At 67.2% G+C, this 11,192-nt stretch carries 12 protein-coding genes; 4 read left to right on the forward strand and 8 right to left on the reverse strand.

Annotated elements, in window-relative coordinates:
* Positions 1-166: 166 nt before the first annotated feature.
* Positions 167-1,033: a CHAP domain-containing protein gene (locus ACZ31C_RS31945; RefSeq protein ID WP_465798462.1), complete on the forward strand. Its 867-nt coding sequence runs from the start codon at positions 167-169 to the stop codon at positions 1,031-1,033.
* A gap of 119 nt (positions 1,034-1,152) precedes the next feature.
* On the opposite strand, the gene ACZ31C_RS31950 is transcribed toward ACZ31C_RS31945, so the two are convergent.
* From ACZ31C_RS31950 to ACZ31C_RS31960, 3 genes are read right to left on the reverse strand one after another with little or no spacing between them, the layout of a single operon-like run.
* Entirely contained in the window at positions 1,153-1,830 is a 678-nt protein-coding gene (locus tag ACZ31C_RS31950; protein WP_465798463.1) for a response regulator, read from the reverse strand.
* Positions 1,803-2,936 carry a hypothetical protein gene (locus ACZ31C_RS31955; RefSeq protein WP_465798464.1) on the reverse strand — a complete coding sequence of 378 codons (1,134 nt, stop codon included), beginning with the start codon at positions 2,934-2,936 and terminating at the stop codon, positions 1,803-1,805. The genes ACZ31C_RS31950 and ACZ31C_RS31955 overlap by 28 nt, the downstream gene beginning before the upstream one ends.
* Entirely contained in the window at positions 2,929-4,044 is a 1,116-nt protein-coding gene (locus ACZ31C_RS31960; protein ID WP_465798465.1) for a sensor histidine kinase, read from the reverse strand. Before ACZ31C_RS31960 ends, ACZ31C_RS31955 begins: the two co-directional genes overlap by 8 nt.
* A gap of 347 nt (positions 4,045-4,391) precedes the next feature.
* Here ACZ31C_RS31960 and ACZ31C_RS31965 point away from each other — a divergent pair, with 347 nt between their 5' ends.
* The gene (locus tag ACZ31C_RS31965) at positions 4,392-4,757 is read left to right on the forward strand and encodes a hypothetical protein (protein WP_465798466.1); all 366 of its coding nucleotides are present in this window, start codon (positions 4,392-4,394) and stop codon (positions 4,755-4,757) included.
* Here ACZ31C_RS31965 and ACZ31C_RS31970 read toward each other — a convergent pair.
* The 4 genes from ACZ31C_RS31970 to ACZ31C_RS31985 all read right to left on the reverse strand — a co-directional run bounded on the left by ACZ31C_RS31970 (position 4,744) and on the right by ACZ31C_RS31985 (position 8,941).
* Positions 4,744-6,528: a substrate-binding and vWA domain-containing protein gene (locus ACZ31C_RS31970; RefSeq protein WP_465798467.1), complete on the reverse strand. Its 1,785-nt coding sequence runs from the start codon at positions 6,526-6,528 to the stop codon at positions 4,744-4,746. The genes ACZ31C_RS31965 and ACZ31C_RS31970 overlap by 14 nt on opposite strands.
* 86 nt (positions 6,529-6,614) lie before the next feature.
* Complete coding sequence (locus tag ACZ31C_RS31975; RefSeq protein ID WP_465798468.1) at positions 6,615-7,880, reverse strand: serine/threonine-protein kinase; 1,266 nt, start codon at positions 7,878-7,880, stop codon at positions 6,615-6,617.
* A 327-nt stretch (positions 7,881-8,207) separates the two neighbouring features.
* On the reverse strand, positions 8,208-8,573 hold the full coding sequence (locus tag ACZ31C_RS31980) for a DUF4345 family protein (protein ID WP_465798469.1): 366 nt from the start codon (positions 8,571-8,573) through the stop codon (positions 8,208-8,210).
* Positions 8,570-8,941 (reverse strand): hypothetical protein, encoded by a 372-nt coding sequence (locus tag ACZ31C_RS31985; protein ID WP_465798470.1) that lies wholly within the window; start codon positions 8,939-8,941, stop codon positions 8,570-8,572. Before ACZ31C_RS31985 ends, ACZ31C_RS31980 begins: the two co-directional genes overlap by 4 nt.
* Between ACZ31C_RS31985 and ACZ31C_RS31990 the strand changes: the two genes are divergently transcribed.
* The gene (locus tag ACZ31C_RS31990) at positions 8,934-9,833 is read left to right on the forward strand and encodes a helix-turn-helix domain-containing protein (protein ID WP_465798471.1); all 900 of its coding nucleotides are present in this window, start codon (positions 8,934-8,936) and stop codon (positions 9,831-9,833) included. The two genes, ACZ31C_RS31985 and ACZ31C_RS31990, sit on opposite strands and share 8 nt — an antisense overlap.
* Positions 9,834-9,972: 139 nt before the next feature.
* Positions 9,973-10,503: a pyridoxamine 5'-phosphate oxidase family protein gene (locus ACZ31C_RS31995; protein WP_465798472.1), complete on the forward strand. Its 531-nt coding sequence runs from the start codon at positions 9,973-9,975 to the stop codon at positions 10,501-10,503.
* A gap of 424 nt (positions 10,504-10,927) precedes the next feature.
* Here the strand turns inward: ACZ31C_RS31995 and ACZ31C_RS32000 are convergent, their stop codons facing one another.
* Positions 10,928-11,047, reverse strand: coding sequence for a hypothetical protein (locus ACZ31C_RS32000; RefSeq protein ID WP_465798473.1), 120 nt, complete (start codon positions 11,045-11,047; stop codon positions 10,928-10,930).
* Between the last annotated feature and the right edge of the window lie 145 nt (positions 11,048-11,192).

Below are 11,192 nucleotides of genomic sequence, written 5' to 3' on the forward strand. Positions count from 1 at the left end.
TTTGCAGGTTTCAGCGACCGGAAGCGCTCGCTCCATGGCTGGTCGTGGTCGTCGAGACGCTTGGTCGACGAAAACGCGATGACGTGACCCTGACTGTGGGTTGTTTGCCGGACACCGGCGGACTTTATTGACGCCTATGGTGATGACAGCTCCTTGAAGGAGTTGAATGTTCGTCTCGCAGAAGGGAAGAGGCATGTCCCGAATTGTTGTTCGTGCGCTGGGTGCTTTAGGTGCCGCCGCGCTTGTCGCAACATTGGGCGCACTGGTCTTTACCGCGCCCGCTCAGGCGGTATCCCGCAACGGATCCTGCGAAACCGGCGAATTCTGTTACTACTACAACAGTGCACAGGCCGGGTCGACTTCTGACCACATTGGATCACTCGCTGACTATGGCAGCGCTCAGCCGAGCTGCTACGAGTTCAAAAGCGCCGGCAGCGGCCAAGGATTGTGTATCAAGAACCAGGCCGCGTCCGTCTGGAACCGTACCAGTGCTACGGTGCGTGTCTACTACAACAGCAACTACGACGGCTCGTACGCACATCAGGACTTCGCGCCCGGTGTGAAGTCAAACCTGAACTCCACGTTGAAGAACAACAACGCATCTCACCAGCTGATCTCGACTTCGACCTATCCAGCCCGAGATGACTATCCCTACCGGGGGCAGTCGGGCACCGATCCCTGGAACTTCTACAAGGGGCAGTGCACCAGCTTCGCGGCCTGGGCCTTGCGTGACCGGGTTGGTGTTGCCTTCCACAACCAGTACAAGGGTCAGAAGCGGTGGGGGCACGCCAAGGAGTGGGTCGGCGCCGCGCAAGGTGCCGGAGTGCCGGTCCACAGCAGCCCGAGGGCCGGCGACATTGCGGTCCGTCTCGGTGGTACCTACGGACACGTCGCTTTCGTCACTCGGGTCAACTCGAACGGAACCTTCGAAGTCGACGAATACAACTACCTGGTTGCCGAACGGTACAGCCACCGTACCGTCTCGGTGGGAACGGCCAACAACCAGTTCTCCAAGTTCATCCGGTTCAAGTGACCAGCGCGTAGACGGCCGAAGTGTAGGAAGTGCGGCCCGGGGTGATATCACCCCGGGCCGCACTTCTTGTGTGGGTCGTCGCCGACAAAGGCTAAGCGCCGTTACTGAACGGCTCGCTGCTACGAATCTGGGTCCATCATCTCGTCGAGTTCGACGAGGGTGATCAGGCCGTCGTGTAGGGCACGGGCAACCAGTTCACTTTTCGTCCGGGCGGCCCGACCTACATTGGCGTACTTCACCCGCACCCGCTCGATGTGTGTGTCCACCGTTTTCACACTGATGTTGAGTTTCGCGGCAACGAGGTCCTTGGATGACGATGCGAACCAGGCGCGCAGCACCTCCGACTCGCGTAGGGAAAGCCGGGGACGGCTGGGATCGTCGTCGGCGGCCAGCACCCCGCCGAGCGACGGTGGCGTGTACGCCCGGCCGTCTGCGGCCGCGTGGATGGCCGGTACCAGGTGCTCCGGCCCTTCGGTCTTGGCCAGGTACGCCAGCGCGCCGAGGTTGATGCACTTCAGCACGGTGGCGGTGTCGGCGTGCTGGGAGTAGACGACGACCCGGCGGCCGTTGTCGACGAGCCGCCGTAGCTCGCCGAAGGCCGGGTTCTTCGGCACCAGTTCCAGGTCGAAGACCACCACGTCGGCGCGGCCGCCTGGACCGGTCCAGACGTTCGCCATCTGGGCCTGCGCGTCGATCACGTCGATCGGCGGGATGGCCCGCTCGCACCAGTACCTGACACCTGCGGCGATTGCGGTGTGGTCGTCAACGATCACCGCAGTGATGCGTTCGCCTGCCATTGCACCTCCACCCACAGCCTCTCCCCGGTCTGAAATGTGTCGAGCCGGACGCCCGGTGCGGCCGGACGCGGCAGGTCCGGCGACTCGCAGTCGGCGAGCACGTTGATGCAGACGAGGTCGGGGCCACCTATTACGGTGACCCGGGCCCACGAGGTCGCCGTGGCGAGTGCGATCAGGGGCGCCTCGGTGAGGTCGCGTCGGACTGGTAGCGGCAGGTCCGGGCAGTGCCCGCGCACGTCCAGCTCGACCAGCACGCCCTTGCGGTCGGCGATGTCCGCGCAGTGCCGTAGCTCATGCAACAGTCGGTTGGGTACGACGTCGACCTCGGCGAACAGGCGCCGCATCCGGGCCGCCTCGATCGCGCAGTCGTGCCGCACCTGCGGACCGGCCGGGTCGAGCCGTCCGCTCGCCAACCCCTCAAGTAGCGGCATCGTGCTCAGGTGCAGGTCGGTGAAGCGCTGCTGTCGGCGTCGGTGTGACTCGGCCGCAGCCGCCTCCTCGACGGCGACCTGCTCGGCCTCCCATCTCGCGGCTGCCGCCGAGCGGGCGATCCCGCGGAGCGCCGCAGCCGACACCGCTATGCAGAGTGGATACCCGATGACGCCGACCGATCCGGTGGCGAAGCGGAGCACCACAGTGCGGTCCACGTCGGAGAAGAGAAGCATGTTCGACAGCGCGACGCACCAGTGCGTGCCGAGGAACGCCACCTTTATCCGAAGCGGTTGACTCAGCAGCACCACAAGCCCAACCCAGTTCGCCGCGCCGAAGACCCAGTCACCGGCGAAGGCGGTATGGCCGTACGGAAGGGCCGAGTAGGAGAGTGCGGACGAGAAGATCACCACACTGACCGCCAGCCAGCGCCACGTCTTCGGCCAGAACTTCCTCCGAACGACCAGCACGGCCTCGACGCCGAGCACGCCGACGAGCATCACGAACGCAGGCACCTGCAACCAGTCCGGTTCGTACAGCCCCCAGTCGCTGAGCATGTTGGTGAGACTGGCGAGCAGCAGTCCGCCCGCCGCCATGACGAGGAAGCCCACGCGCAGACGCGACATCAGCTGAGTGCGGGTGGCCAGCTCGATCGCAACCTGCGGATCGTCACTCACTATGCCACTCCAGTGACACCGTCGTACCGACGCCAGGGCGAGAGTCGACCCGCGCGGCGCCGCCGACAGCGGCGAGCCGGCCCCGCACACAGTCACGAAGGCCGCGGCGCGTCGCCGGTACCCGCTCGGGGGTGAATCCGCAGCCGTCGTCGACCACATCCACCCTCAGCCGCTGGGAGTCTCCGGTCAGCCGCACCTGAAGTTGTTGTGCGGCGGCGTGCCGCACCACGTTGTTCATCGCCTCGCGGGCCGCGTCGGCTATCGCCCGCCCGGTCCGATAGGGCACCGGTAGGCGCTGAGGGGCGGCGAACCGTACCCGTAGCTGGGTAACTGCCTCCGCCTCGGCTCGGAGCAACTGCACCAAGTCGGCCTCGGCGGGAACCGGCTCCCCGTACGCATGCAGCATGTCGAGGTCGCGCCGTGCCCGGGGCATCAGCCACGCATCGCACGCTTGCACCTGGCCGTTCGCCACCATCAGTAGGGTGGTAGCCGCCGTATCGTGGAGCGCATTGACCATCTCACGCTCGTCGGCGCGGACCGCAGCGGCGACGCGCTGGGCCTTGCGGATCCGCTCAGCGGCAAGCGCCAGCCGGTCCGCGGTCCGCGCGCCGCGCATTACGAGCGTCCACGCCGTCCGGGAGAGCGCCGCGATAGCGAGCACCCAGATAGCCGCATTCACCACGTCAGACGCCGGATCATTGATCATTACGACGGCGAGCAGCGTGCCGGCGGCCACCGCAGTCGCCACCATGCCGTACACCAACGGTGTGTAGCACTGGTACGCCAGACAGGTGAAACTCACCAGGAGGCGGATCCACCCGACATTGTTATCCGCAGCGGCGTCGGTCCAGAAGATGCTCAGAGAGACGAGGACCATCACCGCCACGTCGACCGCGGTCGCCCAGAGGCCGGTCCGGTGCAACAGCCACCATACGTACACCGCGCTCCACGCTCCGACCAGCGCGACGGTCGGCACGACGTACTCGCCAGTCGTACGGGCCACGCCGATCACGGCGACCAGGCCAAGAATCACGATCCGGACAGTGGCCGCGAAACGCCGCCCGTACCGGGACAGCAACGCCACGGACTCGCCGCCCGTGCTGGACACGCAGCATCACCGTCCCTTTACCCACCGGAGTTGGGGCAGCACTTTAGCGCCTCCAGTCATCCAGGCGTGACGAAGTGTCGGGGTGTTTACCGACAAGGCCTGAATGTGCCGAGGTTCTGGCGACGTCGGGCGTGGACCGGGTGGCTCGTACGACGTGATGCAGGGCATCCGCACCACCGGCTCGCCGAGGTCACCGGCGCCTACCCAACAAGCAGGCCGACCCGCTGGTCGTCCGAACGAGCTACGCCATGACTGGCCACTTCCGACGGCACGATCCGAAAGGCCGCTGCCGCGATTGATCTCGGACGGCGCGCTCTTGTCGGCACCCCGGCCCCACCCTGGTCGCGATGACCCCGATGGTCCGCGAACTGGTGCACCACCCGGGCCGGCCCGGGCCTGCCGAGGGCGCCGCGCTGCGTGCCTGGTCTGTGCTGTTCGACGTGCTCACCCCGGTCGGCGGTCGTACGGGCCTGCAGCTCACGATGCCTCGCAACGATCGGGCGCTGGCCGTCGCACACGGCCTGCTCACCACCCCGGCCGACCTCCGTACGCTCGACGAGTGGGCGGAGAGCCTCTACACCAGCGCCAAGACGGTACAGCGGGCGTTCGTCGCCGAGGCCGGCATGAGTTTCACCGACTGGCGCACCCAGTCCCGCCTGTACGCGTCGCTGCGCCGTACCTCGCCACGCTCCGAACATGTCAGAAGCTGCTGACCAGCTTCACGAACGCTTCGTCGATCGTGGCGGGATCGGTGGCGTCGTAGGCCTTGCCCGACGACGCTTTGGCGATCTTGTCCAGGGTGACGAAGTCCGACTCCCGGTCGAAGGCGATGCAGAACACCTTCACCGGACGCTGCGGGTCCAGGACGACCTCGTCGAGCAGGCGGGTGAGGTCGTTGTCCTTGGTGTACTCGTTCTTGCCGTCGGTCAGCACGACGATCGCGTTGATCCGCTGTGGGTCGTACCGGTCCAGCAGCTCCCGGTGAGCGGCCCGGACCGTCGCGTAGAGCGCGGTGCCGCCCTCGACATGTAGGCCGTCAATCTTGCGGGTGATCCGCTTCTGATCGAACGCGCCGAGAGGAACCTCCTCACGGTAGGGGCTCTTCGGCCGCTTCGACGTCTCCGAGGAGAAGGACCAGAGCCCCACCCGGTCCTCGGAGTTGAGCAACGCGAGGCCCTTGCCCGCTGCCGCCGAGGCGACCTGGAAACGGGTACGGGTGCCGACCATCGCCTGCATCGATCCTGACGTGTCCAGGGCGATCAGGATGTTGGCCTTCTTACGGAGGGTGCGCCAGCCGTCCAGCATCGCACCGACCACCTGAGGGTCCGGGGGCTCGAAGTAGTTCAGCCCGCCGGCCGGCTCGTCGCCGACGCTGGCGAGCAGCTCCGGCGAGGCGCGGCGTTCGTGGTCCCGGAAACCGAGGCGGGTGAAGCTCTCCTGCTGGGCGTCCTCGGTCAGGAAGGCCTGGAAGTCGGCCGCTGCCGCGCGCTGCCGCTCATCGGCGGAGGGCAGCACCACGAACGGGTGGTCCAGGTTGAACGTGCCCTCCTTGGGGTGGACGGCGACCAGCGGGACGTTCGGCCGGCGGCCCCGCTCCTGCCCCTCCTGCCGGGGGCTCAACGCACCCGTGTTGTAGAGGTCCACCAGTTCCTCCTGCAGGACGATGGCACTCATGTCGTCCGTACGGCCCGCCAGGTCCGCCTCGGCGAGGCTGCGCAGCAGGTCCATCGAGTCGTCGCTGTAGTGCGCCACGTTGGCTTCGATCCGGCGGACGAACTGCGTGACCGCGGGGTCGGCCAGGTCGGACCGGGTGAGGTCGCTGGATCGTTGCACCGCCGCGTAGTAGGTGGCGATGGTCGCCGCCAGCCCGGAGGTGGACAGGTTCGGGTTGTCCTTGCCGAAGGTGAACCGGCCCCATTCCGGCTTGCCGAAGCCCGCCCACCCGTCCCGCCCAGACAGGCCCAGGATCTCTCCCCAGCCCAGCGGCCCGCGCTGGCGTACCAGGTCGGCCTTGGGCTGCGGCATCGCGATCACCAGCGGGCTGTTGGCGATCGACGGGTAGCGGTCCGGCGTCTGCGGCGCTCGCCCGGCGGCCTGGTCGAGCAGCCGCAACTGGCCGGTCCACAGGCTCGACGTCGGCAGCCAGACCTGTGGCTGTGGCGGGAGTTTTTCGTCAGCCCATCCGGTGGCCAGCGCCTCGGTGGCCTTGCCCGAGTTCAACGGGCTGACGTGCACCTGGGCGCAGCCGCCGCCGTCGATCGACCGGGTGCTGCTGTTGTAGCGCTCGGCCAGGTCGACCAGCAGCTCCGCCTTCTCCGTGGAGGAGTTGACCTGGAGGGTGATGGCGCAGTCGGTGCGGGGCCCCTCGCTGCCTGCTTCGCGCTGTTGGACGAACACGAACGCTCCGACGATGACCACCAGCCCGGCGGTGACGGCGGCGGTGTAGGGCAACCACTGCCGTGTACGCGTAGCGGGTGGGGTCATCGGGACGTCCTCCTCGGCAGACGGCTGGTGGCAGTCAACCTATCGATCCGGCGCCAGCCGGCGCCCCAGACCTCCACCGTACCGAGTCATCCGTGGTCGGACCGTCCCCCGACCGCCGTCGCGACGAGTAGCCGAACCAGGTAGACCACGACGAAGGTGACCGCCCCGACTGCGGCGGCCGGGCCGATCGCGCTCGACGCGACGTAGCCGCCGGCGGCGCCCACCGAACCGAGGAAGAGTGCGGTCGAAAGGCCCCAGGCGTCCAGGGACTCACGCCGCAGTCGCCGCAGCGCGCCGTCGGGCTCGGCGCCGACGGCGGGCTCCGTCACGGGCACGTGTTCCGGCCGCGTCGGCCGGGCCTGGGTCGGCACCGTCGGCTGGGCCGGAGTCCGCGACGTCGTCGAGTGCGGCTGCGGTGCCGTCGGCGTGAGCTGGGGGAGCAGGTGGTTCGGTGTCGGCGCGCCCGCTGTCTCGTTGCCGACTTCGAGCAGGTTCTCCCGATGTAGCGGCTTGGTGAGCGTGGCGTCCTGTCGGAGCAGCCGTACCAGTACACGTTCGGCACCCGGCCGATCCGCCGGATCCTTGGCCAGGCACTGCCGAATGAGTTCGTCCAGTGCGGCAGGCAACACGGGCAGCTCGGGTGGATCGTGCAGCACCCGGTGCATCACGGCGAAGAGCGAGTCATTGCCGAACGGCGGCTGACCGCCGGCAGCGAAGGCGATCGTGGCCGCCCAGGCGAAGACGTCGCACGGTGGACCGACCGCCTCGTTACGGAACCGCTCGGGCGCCATGTAGGCGGTGGTCCCCATGACTCGACTGGACGCCGTCTCGGTGACTCCCAACGCGCGTGCAATGCCGAAGTCGATCACCCGAGGGCCGTCCTTGCCGAGTACGACATTGTCCGGCTTCAGATCGCAGTGCACCACGCCGGCACCATGGATCGCGGCGAGTGCGGTGACAGTGCCGACCGCGAGACGGTGTAGGGAGTTGCCGGTCACCGGGCCGTGCTCGCGGACGTGTCGGTGCAGGGTCGGACCCTCGATGAATTCACTGACCACATAGGGCTGCTCGCCATCCACCTCGGCGAAGAGCACCTGCGCGGTGCAGAACGGAGCGACCCGGCGTGCGGCGGCGATCTCCTTCACGAACTGCGACCGGGCCCGTGGATCACTCAGATCGGTGTTGATCATCTTGACCGCGACCCGGTCACCAGCGTCGTCCTCGCCGAGATAGACGACCCCCTGTCCACCCGCGCCCAGTCGGCCGATCAGCCGATACCTGCCGGCGGTGACCGGATCGTGCGTCCACAGTTTCGCCAATCCTGGCACCGGCGTGCCGGCCAGTTCTGACATCCCGACTCCATCAGCGTCGTGCCCGGCCACCTGCGGCGCAGGACACGGCCATCGTGCCATGTCCGCCGCTGGTGACCGAGAACTCCGAGCACGGGCTGGGGTCGAAGAACGCCCATCCGCAGGGGACGGGACGCTCGCGTCGTCGGCGCCGGTGCGGCTACTCGGCGCGACCAGCGACGCTCGTGCACGCTCATGCCGCATCGAGCGTGTGGAAGCCGGTACGCCCGTCGCCGTTGGTAGCCGAGCCTAGGGCCCAGAACGCGACGCCGCCGAGCCACGCATCGGCGGTGCCTTCCCTGTCTGCGATACGACGCGCCAAGATCAGGATCAGGCGACGCCGAACAGCAGGGCGGCAGCGATGGTCTCGATCCAGAAATACCACCAGATCGGATAGAACGCTGTGGCCTTGTCGGTGATCCGGGAGAACAACCGGCCGAGGGCCATTCCGGCAAGGGCCGCTGCGACGGTGATGACCGCGCCGGTCCGGATATCGCCGATGTCGAGCGCCGCCGCAGCCAGTACGGCGGCGATCGCCAGGCCGAACCCGCCGTAGACCGCACGGATCTCGGACCGGCCTTCTGCTGAATCGATGACGATGCGGAAGGGACGGGCAAGTGCCGCAGGCGCGGCGAGCGCGTAGACGCCCATGCCGAAGAAGAACGTCCCGACGATGATGATGACCGTTGTCGTCATTCGCGCCCTCGAACCGCTGGCGTCGTGCGGCGCCCGCAGGGGCCGGACGCGAGCAGGGCCGTCCCCGCCGACAGGACGAGCAACGCGACGGCGTCGACCTGCGCCACCCGGACTACCTGCTGGTTCAGCGATGGGGTGGTCAGCACGAGAAGCAGGAAGGTGCCGAAGCTGGCCGCGTTGATGGCCACCGCGGCGGGGCGCAGGTGCGGGCGGAACGCTGAAACGATCACGGTGACGCCGACCAGGGCGAGCAGGATCGCCCGATGCCGCATGAGCGTCTCCAGGTCCGCGCCCGTGACGTCCACGCCGTAGGCCGAACGGGCCCAGGCCGGCGACACGGCACCAGCGCCGGGCAGCACGTTGAGCAATCCGGCCGCCACAAGGAGCCCTTGCCCCAGTCGCCGCCTGATTCGTCCTGGTGGGCGCAGCACGCGTGTTGGTCGTTCCTCTGCGGTTATGAGCACACGTGCGATCATCGGCTTCGTGGCCGATGTCCCGCTTCCAGAAACGTGTCGTGCCGAGCAGGCGAGAATTTGGATCTGGCTCGGACAGGCGGCCTATCTGGGGCCCTCACTGAGGCTGAAGGCGCACTCCGGTTCCGTGCACTGCTTCGCGTTGGGCGTCGACGGACCGTTCACGCTACAAGCCGACGACATCGGTGAACGGCGTACCCGCAGCGCCCTCATTCCGGCGCGAACACGACACCGGGTCATCGCGGACGACGGCCGGATGCTGTTCTTCTACCTCGACCCTGGCTCGGGCCTGGCGGAGGGTGTTCGCGCTCGGATGACCGAACGCACCTCCTCGGTCGGGCTCGACTATCAGCACGAGTCGTCGCTGATCAGTCACGTACAGGAGACCTCATTCCCCGATCCGGCCCGACTGCGGGAATTCGTCGACCCTCCGAACCCTGGCGCGATGGACGAGCGGATTCGCACCGCGATCGGCATCATGCGTGCTCACCCTGACCAGAAGATGAGCGCGGCGCAGCTCGCTGCCGAGGTGCACCTGTCGACGTCACGGTTTCTGCACCTGTTCTCGGCGAACGCCCACACCAGCTTCCGCCGGTACCGGTTGTGGGCGCGGATGCTGCACGTCGCGCTCGCGGCCGGCGAAGGTATGGACCTGACCCGGGCGTCCATCGAGGCCGGGTTCGCCTCGCCGGGGCACTTCAGCGACAGCTTCCACGCCATGTTCGGACTGACCGCGAGCAGGCTACTTTCCGAACACACTCGGCTGGTCGTGCTCGACACGCGATGACATTCACCTGGTGTCCGTACGCCAGTTGAAGAAATATGACACAAGGTGTCAGGTTTTGCGTGGAGCATAGATTCATCGGTCGGCGCCGGTGATGGGCGCGGACCAGGGCACCGATAGATACGGAGAGACAGGGACCTCCATGCGCGAAACCCCAGAAGATCTCGAAAAGCTCCAAGCCCTCCTTGACGCCTCCCTCGCCGGCTCCACCTCCCACCTCCGATCGATCATCAACACCGCACGCACACTGAACGCGGAGCAGCTCACCCAGGTCCTCACCGGCATGTGCACCCTTGCTCTGTCGAGCGTGACGGCGAAGGGCGAGCCGCGGATCAGCGGTGTGGACGGGCACTTCCTGCGAGGCAAGTGGTACTTCGGTACGGCGCGCGACGCCGCCAAGGCGCGCCACCTCGCGGCGCGACCCGCCGCCAGCGCCGCACATATGCGCGGTGAGGACCTCGGCGTCTTCACGCACGGCACGGTGGAGATCCTCAATCCCCGCAACGGCGACCAGGCCACGGACTGGCCGGACGTGCTCGCGTACTTGAAGGACTTCTACGGCGACGACTCCTTCGACTGGGACAACGACGTGGTCTACTACCGGCTGCATCCGCACTGGATGACCGTCTATGCCCCGGACATCGCAAAGCTCACCGTGGCGTCCCAGCATTGATCCACGTAACGGGCGAACCGATACGCCTCCAAGACCCGCTTCGTCGGAGGTCTCGTGACCGCCTCGCCACGGGCGAACCGTTCAAGCCGGTGGGCGACGTGTCCACGTCGGACAGGCCGATAGCATCCGCGACGCCCTGGACGAGCTACAGCTCGTCGGGAAAGAGAGCGTCAGAGGATGCGTGACAGCGGTACCTGTAGGAGTAGATCTCGCCGGCACACGCATCGGCGCTCCCAGCACGAGCCCCATGAATTGTGCTGACCTTCGACCATGCCTACGTGGCAGCTCTGCGTCCCATGAATCTGATCTTTCCCGGGCTCCCAAGAGGGCCGCCATCCGTGTCTGCCGCGCAGTGCACGGCGTGGGGCCACCTACCCCTGAGGGCCAACCACGTCGTTGAGGCGGGGCGGATCGAATGCCAAGGTCAACGAGCTGTGGTAGGCGAAGGAACTGCGCTGGGTTCGCGAACGTGCTGCCCGCGGGCCAACTTCCGGTATCCATCCAAGGCAATGGCCGAGAAGTGGACCCAGCACCCGGTCGGCACATCCGGGCCGTCGATGACACCCCAACCTGCTTCGGCGTCGAAGGTGCGTAGGGAGTTGCCCCCTGGTCCTGGACACTTGAGCCTTGGATCGTGATGGTCCGGGGAGATCAGGAGTCCCTGACAGATGGTGATGAAGCACTACCCC

The organism is Micromonospora sp. NPDC023869 (genome assembly GCF_055559695.1).